This window comes from Flavobacterium sp. PLA-DH12 (assembly GCF_059511845.1).
Genome location: NZ_JCAMPD010000002.1, coordinates 457,904 through 475,583 on the forward strand (window position 1 = coordinate 457,904; position 17,680 = coordinate 475,583).

General features: G+C 33.4%; 18 protein-coding genes. All 18 read right to left on the reverse strand.

All coding sequences use genetic code 11. The features are described 5' to 3' along the window. Position 1: 1 nt before the first annotated feature. A complete protein-coding gene (locus AC5ZCW_RS05165) occupies positions 2-1,516 on the reverse strand; it encodes a phytoene desaturase family protein (protein ID WP_496118301.1) in 1,515 nt (504 codons plus the stop codon). After that, positions 1,513-5,190, reverse strand: coding sequence for a 1-acyl-sn-glycerol-3-phosphate acyltransferase (locus AC5ZCW_RS05170; RefSeq protein ID WP_496118302.1), 3,678 nt, complete (start codon positions 5,188-5,190; stop codon positions 1,513-1,515). Before AC5ZCW_RS05170 ends, AC5ZCW_RS05165 begins: the two co-directional genes overlap by 4 nt. Before the next feature lie 79 nt (positions 5,191-5,269). Then, the gene (locus AC5ZCW_RS05175; RefSeq protein WP_496118303.1) at positions 5,270-6,442 is read right to left on the reverse strand and encodes a DUF2062 domain-containing protein; all 1,173 of its coding nucleotides are present in this window, start codon (positions 6,440-6,442) and stop codon (positions 5,270-5,272) included. A 16-nt stretch (positions 6,443-6,458) separates the two neighbouring features. Then, a complete protein-coding gene (locus AC5ZCW_RS05180; RefSeq protein ID WP_496118305.1) occupies positions 6,459-6,944 on the reverse strand; it encodes a hypothetical protein in 486 nt (161 codons plus the stop codon). Between the two features lie 2 nt (positions 6,945-6,946). After that, on the reverse strand, positions 6,947-7,318 hold the full coding sequence (locus tag AC5ZCW_RS05185) for an ApeI family dehydratase (protein WP_496118306.1): 372 nt from the start codon (positions 7,316-7,318) through the stop codon (positions 6,947-6,949). A gap of 5 nt (positions 7,319-7,323) precedes the next feature. Next, positions 7,324-7,935: an outer membrane beta-barrel protein gene (locus AC5ZCW_RS05190; RefSeq protein WP_496118307.1), complete on the reverse strand. Its 612-nt coding sequence runs from the start codon at positions 7,933-7,935 to the stop codon at positions 7,324-7,326. Between the two features lie 2 nt (positions 7,936-7,937). Then, positions 7,938-8,534: a porin family protein gene (locus AC5ZCW_RS05195; protein ID WP_496118309.1), complete on the reverse strand. Its 597-nt coding sequence runs from the start codon at positions 8,532-8,534 to the stop codon at positions 7,938-7,940. A gap of 37 nt (positions 8,535-8,571) precedes the next feature. Continuing rightward, positions 8,572-9,207, reverse strand: coding sequence for a flexirubin biosynthesis protein LolB2 (gene lolB2 / locus AC5ZCW_RS05200; RefSeq protein WP_496118311.1), 636 nt, complete (start codon positions 9,205-9,207; stop codon positions 8,572-8,574). After that, positions 9,173-9,799, reverse strand: coding sequence for a flexirubin biosynthesis/transport protein LolA2 (gene lolA2, locus AC5ZCW_RS05205; protein WP_496118312.1), 627 nt, complete (start codon positions 9,797-9,799; stop codon positions 9,173-9,175). Before lolA2 ends, lolB2 begins: the two co-directional genes overlap by 35 nt. Positions 9,800-9,879: 80 nt before the next feature. Next, the gene (locus AC5ZCW_RS05210) at positions 9,880-10,569 is read right to left on the reverse strand and encodes a polysaccharide deacetylase family protein (RefSeq protein ID WP_496118313.1); all 690 of its coding nucleotides are present in this window, start codon (positions 10,567-10,569) and stop codon (positions 9,880-9,882) included. A gap of 92 nt (positions 10,570-10,661) precedes the next feature. Then, positions 10,662-11,723, reverse strand: a complete 1,062-nt coding sequence (locus AC5ZCW_RS05215) for a beta-ketoacyl synthase N-terminal-like domain-containing protein (protein WP_343540633.1) — start codon at positions 11,721-11,723, stop codon at positions 10,662-10,664. Further along, on the reverse strand, positions 11,723-12,922 hold the full coding sequence (locus AC5ZCW_RS05220) for a beta-ketoacyl-[acyl-carrier-protein] synthase family protein (protein WP_496118314.1): 1,200 nt from the start codon (positions 12,920-12,922) through the stop codon (positions 11,723-11,725). Before AC5ZCW_RS05220 ends, AC5ZCW_RS05215 begins: the two co-directional genes overlap by 1 nt. Before the next feature lie 138 nt (positions 12,923-13,060). Beyond that, on the reverse strand, positions 13,061-13,318 hold the full coding sequence (locus AC5ZCW_RS05225; RefSeq protein WP_111378796.1) for a phosphopantetheine-binding protein: 258 nt from the start codon (positions 13,316-13,318) through the stop codon (positions 13,061-13,063). Between the two features lie 2 nt (positions 13,319-13,320). Then, the gene (locus AC5ZCW_RS05230; RefSeq protein WP_496118315.1) at positions 13,321-13,938 is read right to left on the reverse strand and encodes a 3-oxoacyl-ACP synthase; all 618 of its coding nucleotides are present in this window, start codon (positions 13,936-13,938) and stop codon (positions 13,321-13,323) included. 79 nt (positions 13,939-14,017) lie between these two features. Then, positions 14,018-15,169 (reverse strand): beta-ketoacyl synthase N-terminal-like domain-containing protein, encoded by a 1,152-nt coding sequence (locus AC5ZCW_RS05235; RefSeq protein WP_496118316.1) that lies wholly within the window; start codon positions 15,167-15,169, stop codon positions 14,018-14,020. Positions 15,170-15,271: 102 nt separating this feature from the next. Beyond that, positions 15,272-15,721 carry an acyl-CoA thioesterase gene (locus AC5ZCW_RS05240; RefSeq protein ID WP_496118317.1) on the reverse strand — a complete coding sequence of 150 codons (450 nt, stop codon included), beginning with the start codon at positions 15,719-15,721 and terminating at the stop codon, positions 15,272-15,274. Continuing rightward, positions 15,696-16,979 (reverse strand): ABC transporter permease, encoded by a 1,284-nt coding sequence (locus tag AC5ZCW_RS05245; protein ID WP_343540627.1) that lies wholly within the window; start codon positions 16,977-16,979, stop codon positions 15,696-15,698. Before AC5ZCW_RS05245 ends, AC5ZCW_RS05240 begins: the two co-directional genes overlap by 26 nt. Beyond that, positions 16,969-17,667, reverse strand: a complete 699-nt coding sequence (locus AC5ZCW_RS05250; protein WP_008465897.1) for an ABC transporter ATP-binding protein — start codon at positions 17,665-17,667, stop codon at positions 16,969-16,971. Before AC5ZCW_RS05250 ends, AC5ZCW_RS05245 begins: the two co-directional genes overlap by 11 nt. Positions 17,668-17,680 lie beyond the last annotated feature (13 nt).

The window sequence follows — 17,680 nt, forward strand, 5'->3', positions numbered from 1 at the left end:
ATTAAGATGCTTTTTTAATTTTTTCGAGCAGATATTCTTTTCCTACAATTTCAGAGCAGGTTATGACTGCTCCAATCGTAACTCCCAAGACACCGTGCATGTTAATACTTTGGCCTGTAAGATAAAGATTTTCTATCTTAGTTTTGGTCGGAATTAAAGTTTTCATCGGATTATTAGAATCTTTAACATATCCGTACATATTTCCTCCGTCTCCGCCAATGTAATCGCGATAAGAAAGTGGAGTAGAAGTATGCACTGATTTGATGCAATCTTTTATGCCAGGAAACTTTTTCTCTATTTCTTCTAAAAATTGGGTTGCTTTTTTGGCTTTGAAATTCTCATAACTTTCCCCTCGATCATTTTCTTCAAAAGTGGTATTGAAAGTGTTTTCCCAAGCTTTAACATCATCATATTTCATATAAGTCAAAAACGTCATTCCGTCTGCCCATTCTTCGTCTTTTTTTGAAGGATTCATAGAAGCCATAAAAGTTTTTGGCCATGAATTTTCGTCATAATCATAGGCGGTCCAAACATCATCGGCACTTTTAAAATGATAATAATTGTGGTTGATGTATTTGAAAGTTTTGGGTTTAAAAACGATATACAGACTGAAAGCAGAAAGTACGTTTTCTAAATTCTGAATTCTATTGAAAAATGGTTTTCTGAAATTTTCCTGACCCGCCATCTTCAAAGTCGTTTTAGGTTCAATATTAGAAATAAAACACGTTCCAGAAACTTCGGTTCCGTCTTTCATTTGTACCGAATTTACCTTTTGGTTTTCGACTTCGATTTTGATGACTTCTTTATGTTTGAAAAACTCTCCACCATATTTTTTAAGCTGTTTCAGCAATTGTTTGGTAATCTGACTTCCGCCATTTACACAACGCCAAGAACTTTCGATATACGAATTGACGACAAGTGCATGAACGTAAAAAGGCGATTTATCTGGAATCCCGGCATAAAGAAAATTAGAACCAGCTAAAACCGCTTTCAGTTTTTCATTTTCAATAAACGAATCAATAGTTTCTTTCGCGTTAAGCGCTAAAATTTCATCGTCATATTTTCCCTCCGATTCTAGATTATAAAGCGGAAATGTTTTGCAGACTGCTTTTATTTTCCGGCAATATTGTTCGAGATTTTCTTTTTCTTCAGGAAAGTATTTTGTCAGTTGCTGAATGAAATTTTCGAAACCTTGCGCATGCGGATATTCGGTTTTATCATCATCAAAAGAAATAATATCAAAACCATTTTCGTCTAATTTTTTTAGATTCAAATGATCCATTATTCCAATATATTTGAAATATTGATGAAGATTTTGGCCTTCGTCTAAACCTCCGATATAATGAATTCCTGTATCAAAAATGGTTTTATCTCTTACGAAAGTCTGAAGATTTCCGCCATATTGATTGTTTTTTTCGAGTACACAAACGCTGTAGCCTTCTTTCGCCAGAATTACCGCAGAAACCAATCCGCCTAAACCGCTGCCAATTATAACTACATCGTATTGTTTTTTCATCCTTTTTTCTTTAAAACTAGTAAAGCATTTTCTTCAGAAACAATTTCAAAATTCTCAAACTCACTTTTTAAACGAGAACAATTGACTAAAATTATAAAAGAAACGTTTTGAATTAATTTTTCGATTTCATCGTGATAGCTTTCGTCAGAAACTAAAAGAATATCGTAATGATTTTCAGTTGCTGAATCTAATTGATCGAGGTAAACTATTTTTCTCTTTGAAACAATATAATTCGTTTTTGCTACTAATAATTTTTCTTCATCATTTATAAAAGAAAATATTTTTCGCTGTGGTTCCTGCAAAGCCAATAAAACATCCAATTGCCCGTAATCGCTTCCTAAATGGAGTATTTTTGCTTTTGTCTGAATGTGTTTATTTAAGCTGTAATATGTTTCGAGATTCTGTTTCAAATCCTTTTTTACGCTTTGTCCAATTTCAATTTCTTTGTAATCATAACTGTTGATTAACATTGTTTTGAAATAATCTGGACCTTCAAGTTCTTGTCTAATTTTGCGATATTCTGATTTAAAAAACGAACTGATTTGCTTGGTTCTTTCGGCATAATTATTTCCGAACGATAGATCATCTGGAGCAATTCTTTCTAAAATCGTAACCGTCAATTTTCCGTGGTGAATGACAAAATCACCTTTTGGAATTAGTTCTGAAGCACCGTGAATAACAACCGGAATAATGTCAATTTTAAATTCTTCGGCAAGGAAAAAAGCACCTTTATGGAATCTTTTTATAACATTACTTTCTGAGCGTGTTCCTTCTGGGAAAACCATTAGCGAATAGCCTTGTTCTATTTTTTTTCGCAAATGTTCAACACCACCTTCAAGACCTTCAGAAACTGGGTAAAAACCTGCTTTTCTCACAACACCACCAAAAATAGGAGAGTTGTAAACCCAGTCGCTCACTAAGAAAATGATTTTCGGACTCAGCATTCCGATTGCTAAAATGTCTAAAAACGAAGAATGATTAGCGATAATTATGGCTGGTTTCTCGAATGTTTCATTGAAATTGTTAACGACTTTTTTGCGAATAAACGGATTTGAATACAATACCGATTTCATGAATTTTGAAATCACATATCGGAAAGCTTTCATTTTTGATTTTTTGCTGAAAGGCAAAATCGGCATAATGGTAAAACTGAAAATCGACATTACGATACCACCTAAACCGTAATAAGCAAACGAAATTACGCCATGAACAAATGTTCGCAATTGAAAAGGTGGATTTCCTTTTTTCGGACGATTGGATAAAAACAGTTTGAATAAAATCGGATAGAAAATAAAAGTAATAATCAGCGCTGCAAAAACCCCAATTAATGAAACCAGCGAAATGGAAGTAAGCGCAGGATGTTTGGCAAAAATCATTGCACCGATTCCTAAGATTGTCGTGATAACTGCCAGAATAATTGAGGTTCTGCAAATGGCAATTTCGTTAACACCATTGGTATATTCTTTTTGTAATGCACTGGTCATGAAAATACTGAAATCGACTCCGTGACCAAAAATTAAGGTGCATACAATCATACTGAAAATGTTCATCTGAATGCCAAAAATGCCCATAATTCCTGCAGTCACAATTCCCGTTAATGCAATTGGAATACAGCTTATGATTACTAATTCGATTCTTCGGAAAAAGAAAAATAGAATTAAAATTACAGCAACAAATGAATAATTTACAAGCGAATTAAAATCGGTTTTTAAGGTGCTGAAAAACGTTTCGTTCATCTGCTGACGATCAATCGCAATTATATTTTCTTTTGCCGAAGCCGATTTTACAAAAATATCTCGTTGTTCTGGCGATACTTTTACTAAAGTCGAAATCGTATAAAAACCATTTTTTTCAGTTATGAATTCTTGTAATTGAAGTGCTTTAATTTTTAGAAATTCAGCTGCAGAAACAGGTTTGAAATTGAAATCTAAATGATCAAAAAACAGATTGTATGTTGTTGGTTTAAAGCCAAGCTTAGAACCTTCGGCAATTAATTCTGATTTTATGAATTCTTTTTTCTGTGAAGTCCAAAACGAATTCCATTTTTTAATTTTTTCAATTTGAGCTTGTTGCGAAAGAACAATACCGCCAACGGAGCTGAAATTTAAAATTTTATCTTGTTTTTTTTCTCTAGATAAATCATCAAAAAGTTTGCTGTTGTGCTGTAAAGCTTCTTCCATGGTTTTTCCGTAAGAAGCGACATAAATAGTTTTGGAAGTTAAACTCGTGCTTTCTTCCAGCTGTTTTTCGGCAGCTTTGATTTCTTTCGGAATAAAATTCAGCTGTGATAAATCGTTATTAAAACCAACATCATTATAAGTAAAACAACAGATAATGGTAATGATAACGCAAAGTCCGATTAAGATTTTATTGTTGTGAAAAGAAAAATGAGCCATTTTGTCGATCACATTCTTTTTATGTTCTGCCGGATTTTCTGTTGGTTTATATAAATGAGGAACAATTAAAAGCGAGAAAACTCCAGTTGCCATAACTATAACAGCAGCAAAAATTCCGAGATCGTTTAAGGCATCCGATTTCACAAAAAGCAGACATAAAAAAGCAACCGCAGTTGTAGAACTGCTCATGATGACTGGCATTGTAATGTCTTTGTACAACGTTTTGACATCGCTATTATGCTTATAATGTGTGAGAATGTGAATAGAATAATCAATCGTAATTCCCAATAAAATAGAACCAATTCCTAAAGAAATTGCCGAAATCTGTTCTCTCACAAAGTATAAAAACGCAACCGCAAACAGACCTCCAAAAACCGTTGGCAGAAAAATAATAAGCGGAATTAAGACTTTGCGATAAAATAAAATCAGAATGAGCATTAAAGTAAACATCGCAATGGATGTCGTTAAAATAATATCTCCTTTAATCTGATTGGCATTGGCAACGGCAATTAAAGCAGAACCAAAATAACTAATAGAAGTTTTTCCTTTAAATTGGGTATTTAGATTTTCCTGAATCGATTTCAGTTTTTCAGCAAAAATGGTATTTTTTTCTGTTTCGCTTGATGGAATATTCGAAGTGATAAAAAGCAGTAATTTCTTTTTATCCTTCGTCATTACAAAACCATTTTCGAGCGTAAAATCATCGCCAATATTTAATTGCTGTAATTTTTTTAAAGCAATAAAAGAAATCCCAAACGGATCTTGCAGAATAAAATCTTTGGTAATAAATCCAGACGGGGAAATAATCGATTTGTAATTTCCTTGAACGGTTGCTGCGATACTATCTTTCTGCAATTTCTTTTCTATAGCGACATAATCTTTATCATCTAGAAAAAGAGGCAAATTATTGTAAACAAAATCAATCGTTTCCTGAATATTTTCTTCGTCAATTTTTCCTTGAATACCTGTTATATACGGTTTGCAGGATTTAGAAACGCTGTCTGAAAATATAGTTGCCATTTCTTTCAAATCTTCGGCAGAACCATTTTTATCCAAGCTAAAAATTACGGTGGTTTTATCGGCAAAGTTTAATTGTTTTAAGACTTTGGCAGTAACATCGGTTTTGTCGTTTGTTGGAATAAGTTTGGTAATGTCTTCTTCAAATTTTAATCTTGAAGCGAAAAATCCAAAAACTAGAAGCATCAAAACAGCCAAAAAAACCGAAAGAGATTTTCTTCGGTTTACAAATAAATGAATGGCGTAGAAGTATTGATGCATGGTAATTTTATTTTTTTTTCGCCACGAATTCACGAATTTATTATTAAACTAATTCGTGAATTCGTGGCGAATAAACATTTTAATTCGGTTTGTTTTTAGAACTAAAAGCCGTTAAAAGCAAATAACTTATAAGACCAACTGATAGCGCTGAAACGGTTGCTAAAATAAGACTTCCTACGATATATTGCGTAGCATTTTTTTGAATATCATCGAGAGTAATTGAACTGTCTAAAACCAAAGGCGTGTCGGTGGTTACAAAAATACTTCCAACTTGTAGCGAAGCATAAATAATAAACGGAATAAAAGGCGGAAAACTTACATTTGAAGTAAGATAAGCAATGACTTTGTTGAGTCTGAACAAAGCAGCAAAAGTAAAAAGTAATATAGTCTGAAATCCCCAAAAAGGTGAAAGTCCGATAAAAATACCTAGAGCAATGGCGGCTGATTTTTTAAAATTAGAATCGTTGCTTTCTAAAATATCTTCTAGAAAGAATTTTTTAAAACCTTTTTTTTTAGCTCTTCTAAAAAAATCTCTCGGCTTTATATACAGCAATGCATTGGTCACCAAAACCGTATTTAAAATACTGATTCGGGTAAAATCTTGAAACGGTCGAAAATGCGAAACCCTTTCGGCAGGATCGTATAAAACCTGAATCGGAATATTTTTTACCACAATTCCTTTCCATGCCGCACGCACGATAACTTCGATTTCAAACTCAAATTTATTGGTATAAAAACGTTTTGGAAGTAAACGTAAAGGATACAATCTAAATCCGGATTGTGTGTCGTCTAACTTGATTCCAGTTTCAAACTTGAACCAGAAATTAGAAAATTTGTTTCCAAAACTGCTTTTCTTCGGCACATTTTCCTGAGTCATATTTCGGCTTCCAATCAAGAGAACATTTGGTTCTTCTTGAATTGCTTCCAAAAAAACAGGAATATCTACAGCAAAATGCTGACCGTCAGAATCGATTGTAATGGCATATTCAAAATCCAATTCCAATGCTTTTCTAAATCCATTTCTCAGTGCTCGTCCTTTTCCTAAATTTTTAGGATGATGAATTTGAGTCAGTTGCGAATATGATTTTAGAATTTCGCTCGTAGAATCGGTTGAACCGTCATTAACAATAATGATATTTGTGGTGAAATCTAAAATAGAATCCAGTACTTTTTTCAGTGTTTTTTGGTTATTGTAAGTGGGCACAATAACGCAAAAGTTAGTCGAACTGAGTAATTCTTGCTGTGATTTCATGGGGAGTTTTTTGAGCTTACTTTACAAATTGTTTCTCTTTTTCGGAGAAACTCTTAGATTGTAAAACAAAGTCTTTAAGATAATCTTTCAAAGATGCGCTTTGCGAAGCATAATACGTCGTTATGAATTTTTTATCTTCTTTAATGTTTTTCTTGTAGCCAGTAATGCCAGGAACATCTTCCTGAACACTCAATCGGATCATTCGCATTTCAATATTGCTTGGATCACTTTTTATTGTTGCTTCTAGCAATTTTGCACCTTCTTTGAAACGATCCATTTTCTGGCTTAATTTTTTTTCAAATTTAGAGTCCAATAAAATAGAAGCCGCTTTATAAGCCACCAAAATTTTATCATCATTGCTTGAAACACCTGCAAGTTTGGCTACAAACTCTTTGGCATTGCTTTCTGATTTTGCTACATCAGAATACATTTTTCGGATTGAAGCCAAATCTGGCGTTCCAGCAAAATTCACCCATAAAAGTAATGTCAGTAACAGTTTCATAATTATATTTTTTTGTACACCGTGCTCAATTTCAGAGCAGTTGTGTCGTTAAAGTAAGTCGTGTTTTTTACTTTTACCAAACCGTCTTCAGTAGTGGTAACATCCAGTTCCAATCTTAACTCAGGAGTAACCTCCGGATTAATCAGCGCCATGAATTTTACATTTGCCAAAGACTGAATCATCAGCGAACTTTTGGTAATCGATTCTGTAAGTTCTTTGATAATCTGAATCATGCAAACACCAGGCATAATAGGATTTCCAGGGAAATGCCCTTTAAAAATCTCATGTTTTTCATTGACTAAAATTGTAATAATATATTTCGAATCAGATACTTTTTCTTCTGATAGTATTTTATAAAAATCTTGTAAAATCATATTTTTTATTTTCCAAATGAATAGGAAACCCCTAATTGAAAATTAATATTCGTGTTATAATCTCCAAATAAATAATAATTATTGGAGTCATTTTGATAATAATCACTGCTTAAAATATCAAGCAATCCTTTTTTAAATCGCGCTTCAAATGTTAAACCAGAAGGCAGGGCATAAGCAACTCCTAAAACCAAACCAAGATCATTTTGTGCTTTTCTCACAGCAAGATTATCATTTAGTAAAATATCTAATGTTGGTCCTGCTTGAAATTGAATTCCTTGGGGCAGCGTAAACTTATTTATCATAGAAAGAGATAAATAGTTTATGTCAAGATCTAAATGTTCTACTTTATTTGTCTGTGTATTTTCATCAAAATAATTTCGAGCTACATTATTAGAACCTTGTCTGCTGTAATTAATCTCTGGTTGAAGGGCGTAAACTTTGGTTATTTTAATTTCTGTAAAACCACCAGCATAAAAATCAGTTTTATAATCGGCGTGCATTTCAGAAATAGTTGAAAAACTAAATCCAGCTCTTAAACCTGGCTTTACGACTACTTGTGCTTGTATGCTTAAAACCAAGAAAAAAACAGCAATAAAGAAGAATATTCTTTTATTCATTTTTATTTTGTTTTAAATGTATAACTAATTCCGATTTGGAAAACTTGATTTAAGATTACATCATTATAGTAATATCCATTATTGTCATAATCATATCCATTATAACCATAAATATCAATTAATCCTTGTTTAAGTCGAGCTTCAAAAGTTAAACCATTTGGCAAAGTATAACCAACACCCCCAACAAATGAAAGATCAAAATCTTCTGGGTTACTATTTACATAATTATCACTAACTTTTAAATCTAGAGAAGGACCTGCCAATAGATGAAAACCTCCACCTCCAAAGTTAAATTTTGCAACTGCACCCAGTGTTATATAATTCAACTCATACTTTTCAGAATAATAGCGGCCGTTTTCAAAATATCTTCCTTCATCGCCTTGTCTTGAATAATTTAGCTCCGGTTGAACCGAGAAAAATTTATTGAATTTAATATTTACCAATCCACCAACATAGAAATCTGTCTTGGAACTATTGTCATCAATATTCGTTAGTGTTGATACATTCAAACCACCTCTTAGTCCTGGACTAACTTTTACTTGCGCTTCTGCTTGGATTCCGATTAATAAAACAAATGCAATTAAAACAAATTTTCTCATTTTGGGCTTGATTTAAGTTTAGGATTAGTTTAAGTTTTTATTCTGATTTGAAATAATTCAGCTCAATTTTCAATTTAATATTCTGATGAATTATCTGAATCTTTTCGGCAAAAATATTGTTTTCTGAACTGAAAAACAGTGTAAATTTTTCTTTTGTTTGAGAAGCATGAACGATCTTTTCTAATTTCTGATCTTTTTTGGAGATGAAAATATAATTGTCACGCTTGCCATCTGCTGATTTATATATGTCTGCCGATTCATTTTCGAATTGCTCTTGAATCAAATATTCTTTCTTTAAAAGCAATCGAAAATCTTCTTTTAAAGTATTAATCAAGATTTTTCGATCTAATTCAGACACAATAGAATTGACTTTAAAATCGGTATCTGAAATTTCAAAATCCATTAATTTGTTTCCGAATTCGGTTGTAAAAACTATTCGATGAGTAGTGTCGTTTATTTTCTTGGCGATGAAAATTCCAGACAATTCGTTTCCGTAAACACTAATGTTGGTTTTATAAACATAATCGGTTTTTGAGTCTGAAAAATACGGAACCGTATAAGACGTTTTGTCTAATTTTTTGGGTGTGTAATTTTTTGTGACTGAGCCACAAGAAACTAGAATAAGAGCCAGAAAGCAATTAATTAGTAAAAACTGAATTGTCGATTTTTGCATTGATCACTTTATTTTTAAGTACAATTCGGGTATAATCTTCAGATGACTCTAATAATTTTACCTGAACAACTGTCGCTTCCTCTTTGTCAAAAGTCAATTCAATTTGTTTGATGTATTTTTTAAGCGTAGCATCTTTCGGAACAAATTTTGCCAGATTCTGACCTTTCAATTTAAAATAAGAAATCGTAAATTCTTTATCATCAAACATATTTCCGCTTACGCTACCAACAATCAATTTATTGATTCGGGCAAAGATTTTACTGTTTCCAATATCAACCGCACTTTTCTTTCCTTCGTCGTTAATCAGGATTTTTCCGTTTTTAAAAGTAATGCTATAATTGTATGGTTTTTTATATTGCCATTGAAGCAAAGCAGGTTCCTTAAAAACCATTTTTCCAGAAGTTTCAATGTCCTTCGATAAAAAATCTAAATGTTTGTACTGAACAAAATCGGTACTTAAGGTTTTGATTTTTTTGGCTACCACATTTACATCTTGTTTAAAAGATGCAATTTCGGCATCGGTCATTTTTTGTTCCTGCGCGAACAAATTGCCTGAAATAAATAGAATGAGTAGCGCTATTTTAGTTTTCATATTTTATAATATTGTGCTTAATGTTTTTGCCACGAATTACACGAATTGCCACGAATTTTTGATTTAATAAGAATCCGTTTTTATCCGCGTCCAATTTCATAAGCATTAAGTTTCAGTAATTCTTCAACAGAAATCACTTCATAATTATTCTGCTGTAAAAATTGCAAAAACTGTTCCAGTACCAAAACAGAATGTTTTCTAGTATCATGCAAAAGTACAATTCCTCCGGGAGAAATATGTTTAATGAGTCGATTGAAAATTAAGTCTTGATTTTTGGTTCCTCCATCAAGCGAACGAATATTCCAGCCAATCGTTTTATGTCCGGTTACTTTTAAAGCTCTTCGGATAGAAGGCGTTGTAACTCCGTAAGGCGGACGAAAAAAGTTGATTTTTCTGGAAGTGAATTTTTCCAGAAGCCTATCTGTCTTCTGAATTTCCTCTCTTATTTTATCAGCATTATAAAAATCGAAAAACTTAGAATGCGAGTAGGAATGATTTCCAACCAAGTGCCCTTCATCAATCACTTTTTGGAGAACTTCAGGATGTGTTTCGATGTTTTTTCCAATGCAGAAAAAAGTCGCTTTGGCATTGTATTTTTTCAGAAGCTCTAAAACTTCCAAAGTAAATTCACTTGGACCGTCATCAAAAGTTAAAGCGATTTTTTTTTCTGTTTCTAACGGATTATTGCAGAAAGCTTTTACATGATAATTGGATGAAATTCTGGAAGAGCCAAAAGCATTTATTCCAATCCAGATTATAATTATTCCCAAAAACCACAGAAAATTTATTGTCAAATAAAAGTTTAGAACATTTATCAGAACCAATAAAAAAATAAAAAACAATGATATGTTTTTATGCGTTATCATTTTGACAGTAACGTAAAACTATGATTTTTTCCGTTTAATTGGTTGTATAATAAAATCGTTTTGTAGCTTGATTTTTCGACAGCATTTACTTTTACGATTTCAGGAATTTCCTGAGTTTTCAAAATTTTAGAAGCCATCCAAAAAGCAAAAGCAGAAGCCGTATCGTATTCGCCGCTCAAATGTTTGTAATATAAAATCGGAGTTTGAGCAAATGTATTTTCAGCAAGATTTCTATAATAATTCTCAAAATCGACATTTCCGTCAAAACCTAAAACTACGGCATCTATAGCCGAAATTTCTAAATTATTTGATTTTAAGAACGAAACAATTGCTGCTTCAAGTTCATTTTCTTCCAGAGTATTTACAATAGAAACATCTAGAAGTTCTGCATAAGTGTTTTCTTTTCTTTCATTTTCTAAAACAAAAAAACTAGCACCTTCGCCATAAACAGCACCGCTTGTTGTAGAATTTAAAACGCCGTACGGAGCAGTATTATCAGCTTTAATACGACCGTTTAGTTTAAAAAGCGAAGTGGTATATTCTCCATTTTCATCAACACCGCCTACTAAAATTGAATTGGCCTCAGCTTCTTCAATCTGCATTTTAGCATCAATAAGAGCCGATTCAAAAGAAACCGCACCATTGACATACGTAAAATTATAACCTTTACATTGCTGCAAAAGTGCAATCTGTGCACCAACGGTATTGTGAGTAGATTGAATGAAAGAAGTCGGAGTCAAAAACTCTTCGTTATTATCTAAAATACTTTTCAGGAATTTTTCAGAATCTTCGATGCAACCTAAACCAGTTCCAGTAATAATCGCATCGACTTTTTCAATATTGGCGTCTTTCATAGCCAAAGCCGAAGCTACAATTCCGTTTTTTACACCTTTTGCCATTCTACGGCTGGCAGCAGGAGAAATATATTCTTTGTATACTGGCGGAACAATTGCCAGTACATTTTCTTCATGATTTACAACAGCTTCTTCCAAAAAAACAGTATCAAATGTTTTTTGAGTCGAAATACAGCCTACTCCATTTATATATGTCTTCGTCATTAGCTTTTTGAAAATATAAGGGTTGAACAGTTTCCTCCAAAACCAAAAGAGTTGGATAAAACGTGCTCGATAGTTTTATTTTTTAAAGTTGTCTGCGGTTTCAAATCAAATTCTTCCATCGGAACTTCAAAATTCAAATTTGGATAAACTACATTATTCTGAATTGCCAAAATACTATAAACGGCCTCAATCGCAGCTGCAGCCGCTAATGTATGTCCCGTAAAAGGTTTTGTAGAACTGAAATCTGGAACTTTTTCATTTTCATAAATTCGAAGCAAAGCTCTTCCCTCAGACAAATCGTTGTTTGGAGTTGCAGTTCCGTGAACGTTGATGTAATCAATTTCAGAAGGTTTTAAACCTGAAACTTCAAACGCTTTTTTCATGGCCAAATAAGCGCCGTCTCCATTTTCTGAAGAAGCAGTTTGGTGATAAGCGTCATTAGCATTTCCGTAACCTGAAACTCTTGCGAGCACTTTTTTATTTTGTTTGGCCACAATTTCATCCGATTCTAAAACTAAAAAAGCGGCAGCTTCTCCAAGATTCAATCCTTTTCTGGTGTTGTCAAAAGGTTTGTTGTAATCGTCAGACAAAATCATCAAAGTCTTAAATCCGTTGATGGTGAATTTTGCCAAAGCATCGGCTCCGCCCACAATTACGCGATCCAATTTTCCCGTTTTGATTAATCTCGCACCCAGCATAATTGAATTTGCTGCAGATGAACAAGCCGTAGAAATAGTTGTAACCATTCCTTTTAAACCTAATTCTTCAGCAATTTTTTCGGCAACATCGCCGCCATCGTGGCAAGTGATGTATTTGGTCAATTCTGGTTTTTCGAAATAATCGTAATAATGTCTTTCCGTCATGTCCATTCCGCCCACGCTTGTAGCCGAAATAAGTCCCGTTCTAAATTCATTTATATCGGTAATGCCAGCATTTTCAACAGCTTGTTTTGCTGCCAAAGTGCCAATCATAGCGGTTCTGGAGAAATTATTATCCTCATTTAATTTCAGTTCATCAACAAGATCTTCGTTGGTTTTTTTGATTTCGCCAACTTTGATAACATCTGCATGAACAGTCGAAATATTTTGAATACGAGAAACACCGATTTTGTTTTCAATCAAGGAAATGTAGTTTTCCTCAACCGAATTACCAATCGCAGAGATAATTCCCATTCCCGTTATTGCAACACCTCTTGCCATTTTAGATTTTAGATTTATGATTTTAGATTCTTAGAACTTTGTCAAAGTTTCAAACTTTGACAAAGTTGACGGATTTTTAAACATTTAAAATTTTAGATTCAGGATGGAATCTAAAATCTAAAGTCTAAAATCTGAAATCTATTTAGTTCTGTTTGCGCTGATATACGCCGCCATAGTTTCGATTGACTGGAAAATAGATTTTCCTTCTTTCGGATCTACTAATTTAATTCCGTAATCTTTATCTAAAATCACGATCAATTCAAGTGCATCAATCGAGTCTAAACCTAAACCGTCTCCAAACAAAGGATCATTATCAGCAATATCTTCTACTGCAATATCTTCAAGGTTTAAAGTTGTTATGATTTTATTTTTTAATTCTTCTTTTAATGCTTCCATGATTATTTATTGTATAATGTATTGATAGTCTCGTTTGTATATTTTGCATTTTCTTCTGTACTAATTGTACATAAAAAAGCTTTATAATTGTCGTTAAAATATTCTACCCAACCGCACAAAACTACATCTGCTTTATTCGTATTCAGAAGAATATTCGAATAATTGGACATAAATTCGGTGTTAAAGGTGTCAAATATAAAGAAAGAATTTTCACTTTTCAGCTGATGACGGATACTTATTTCGCCCAAACAAATATTTGGCAGCGTATAAACAAAGACCGCTGGACTCGGATAATAGTTTTCTTTATCTGAAATAGATTGCTGATATTTTACATCGGTATCCAAACTTGACGATTTATTGGCCAAAACCAAAGCGATATTATTTTCCTGCTCTGTTGAGGTTATCGGACTCAAAAGCAATTCTGATCCTAAAAAAGCCAGCTTACTTAAAGCATCCATTTTGAAAAACTTTGGATATTGCATTTCAAAATTACGATAGGCTTGTTTCGAGAAATCAGCAAAATCGGTTGGTTCAATTTTGAATGCAGAAGTTCCGTTCAAAACAATTTCGTTGTTTTGGATGGTGATGTAGGATTGTATGTAGGTTTTGTTTTGAGTCATTGTTTTAATTTAAACACTAATTTCACGAATTAACACAGATTTTGATTGGGTTTAAATGACACTAATTAATTCGTGAAAATTAGTGCAATTTGTGTTTTACTTTCTCAAAAACCACCGCCGTATTACAACCTCCAAATCCAGAAGCTGTTTTCAGAAAATAATCAATTTTCTTTTCTTCGTTTTTCTCAATAACATTGATAGCTTCACTAACCCCAATTTCATCAAAACCTTTCGATTCAAAAAGTTTATTTTGGTTGGCAGATTCTATGGCAATTACCGTTTCCAATAATCCCGAAGCGCCTAAAGTATGACCGTAAAATCCCTTTAAACTATTTACTGGAACATTTTGTAAATCTAAACGAGTTAGAGCAATCGCTTCCATTTCGTCATTATATGGTGTTGCGGTTCCGTGTGCTGAGATATAATCTAATTTGTTTGCCTCAATTTGCGCTTCTCTTAAAGCATTTTGAATACTTCTAAACAAACCTTCACCTATTCTTGAAGGACCCGAAATATGATTGGCATCGTTTATCGAACTGTCGCCAATTACTTTTATTTTAGCGTTTTTAGCTTCCGCCGAAACTAAAACTGCTGCTGTTGCTTCGCCTAAACTTACACCGGTTCTATTTTTAGAATATGGTTTGCAAGGCAGTTCGCTCATCGCTTGGAAAGCATTAAAACCAGACAAAACAAATTCTGAAACTTCGTCGCCAGCGACTACAAAAATGTTGTCATAAAGTTCAGATTGAATCATTCTTTTGGCAATAGAAACGGTTAAAATTCCAGAAACACAAGCATTCGAAACTACAATTGGCTGTGTTTGAAACTTAAAGAAATCAGCAACGTTTTTTGCTAAAACATCTAAATGTGCGTTGTTGAAACTTTCCTCAGAATCATTTGCCAAAGCGGTAACATTTCCTTTTGTGGTAGAAAGTATAAAAGCCGTTTTTGAATTTAATTCAACTTTTGAATTTTTGATAATCGGCTCTAAAGCCAAAATCATCATTTTTTCTAAACGAGAATATTTGGTTTCAGCACTGATTTTTGAAAATGCACTGTTTATTTTTTCATCAGAAATAATCGAAGCATAAAACGGATTCGGCATCAAAGAAACATCATTATGAAGCTGAATTCCAGAATCGCCACGAAGAATGGCGCTGATATTAGATTCAACATCAAAACCTAAAGGTGTGATGCAATTTGTTTCGGTGATGTATATTTCTCTTGACATTTTATGATTTTAATTTCGTGAAATTTTTGCTCGCAGATTTGGCAGATTAAGCAGATTCCGATTTTACAATTTTTAATTCGTGAAAATTTGTGAAATTCGTGGCTACTTCAACAACCCAACTTTTCGTTTCCATTCCTCATAAAAAGGAGGATTAGTCAGCATTAAATTTCCGTCTTTATCTAAAAAAACCTGAGTCGTTTCGCCTGTGCACGCCACTTCTCCTTTGTCGTCAATAATTTTAAAACGGTAAATCATTTTGGCTGCGGGAGTGTCAACAATAGTGGTTTCAATTGTTACCACATCTCCGTAACGCAAAGATAGTTTATGTTCGCAAGTCGATTTTACAATTGGCGTTGTATACCCAGTTTTGGCAATATCCAGATACGTAAGCCCATGCTGACGCCCAAACGCTTCTCGTCCATCTTCGAAATACGTAATGTAATTGCCGTGCCAAACAATTCCAAGCGGGTCTGTTTCGTTAAAACGAATCCTGATTTCATGTGTAACGGTTAGATCTGTAGCTTCTCTAAACTGCTCTTTTCTTTTTATCATAAAATAATGCGATGGAAGTGGTAATAATGAAAAACAAAAATAACAAACTTATTCTTGGTATGATTTCGACGAAAGAAACGTTTCGAAGCAATACATCGTAAAAAGCTTCTAATCCCCAGTTCATTGGAGATGATTTTGCGATATATTGCATGATTTTTGGCATTGCAAAAACAGGAACCCAAACACCGCCAATTGCTGCTAAAATAATTACACTTGTAGCACCAAATGGAGCAGATTGTTCTTGCGTGCTCGCCACAGTTCCTAATAAAATTCCGAAGCCGATTGCTGCAAAACCTGAAAATAATGCCACTACACTTGTCAGCAAGAAATGACCTTCGATATTTAAAGAAGGCAATCCGATGGATGGAAATAAGAATACCGCAACAGCAACCATCATATAAAACTGAATCATACAAATGATAGAGTAGGTGATGGTTTTTCCAATAATAACAACCAGATTAGAAACAGGATTAGTTCTTAATCGGACAAAAGTTCCTTGCGATTTTTCTTTTACAATATTGATAGATAACGGAATGACAATAAAAAATATCGCAAAAAGTGTCCAAGCCGGCACGTTATGTTGAACCGAATTGGGACGAACTTCTTTGTTGTTGATTCTTGGAATTATTTCTTTGAAAGTAATAAAGTTCTTTTGTTCAAAATCGATGGTTTCTTCTCCTAATTGTTTTTGAAAAGTGCTGTAAATTGATTTGGTTTCAATCTGCGAAATCATTTTGTCGATCGAACTCATCACGGCATTTTTGAAACTCATCTGCACCGCTGGATCAAAATATAGTTTTACTTCTTTTTCTTTAATAACGAGCTGAGGTTCGGCAGCCGTTGTACTATCGGTCAAACCTAAATTGCTCACGATTTTCTCTACATTCTGATTTACTTTTTCCTGCAAATCTGAACTTAGGTTTTTTGGAATTACAATCGCTAGTTGAAATTTTCCTTTGTAGACATTTTCTTTGGCAATTTCTTCGGTAATTGGTTTATTGTCAATTTGGGTTACAACGGTAAAATATTTGCTTTTTTCTAAATTTTCAAAAACCGTTTTAGAAACAGATCCGTGGTCTTTATCGACCAAAAGAATCTGAAGTTTAGAATCGGTTACGGCTTTAAAAGTACTGTCTTGAATTAAGGTTACGGCAATTACCAAAACCAAAGGCATGATAAATAAAATAATCAATCCGCCTAAATCTCTTTTTAGCAAAAGGAATTCTTTTACTACCGACATCCAAATTTTATATATCATCTCTCAACGCTTTACCAGTTAATGAAATAAAAACATCTTCGAGATTTCGAGCATCTTTTGTAGACTCAATTAATGCCGACGGAGTTGCTTGTGCGTAAATCTGTCCTTGATCTAAAATCGCAATTTGAGAACAAAAATCTTCGGCTTCGGCCAAATGATGCGAAGTATAAATAATGGTCGTTCCGTTTTGGTTCAACACTTTCAAATAATCGATAATAGCAGTTTTAGAATGCACATCGACACCAACTGTTGGTTCATCCAAAAACAAAACTTTCGGATTATGAAGGATTCCTGCAATCAGGTTGACACGGCGTTTCATTCCGCCAGAAAAAGTCTGAACTTGTTTATCGGCAAATTTCAATAAACCTAAAAGATCTAGCGTTTCGATTACTTTATCTTTTAAATCAGAACCTTTTAAACCATACATACTTCCAAAATAAAGCAGATTTTCTCTGGCCGTCAAAGTTGGATACAAAGCATATTCTTGAGGAACAACGCCTATAATTTTTTTAATTTTTGAAGCATGATGCTGATAGTCTAAACCATCAATTGTAAAATGTCCTGAAGTTGGTTTTACCAATCCGCAAAGCATGGAAATCAAAGTGGTTTTTCCTGCACCGTTTGGACCAAGCAAGCCAAAAATCTGACCTTCATTAATATTTAGCGAAACATTGTTCAAAGAATACATTTCTGCATTTTTG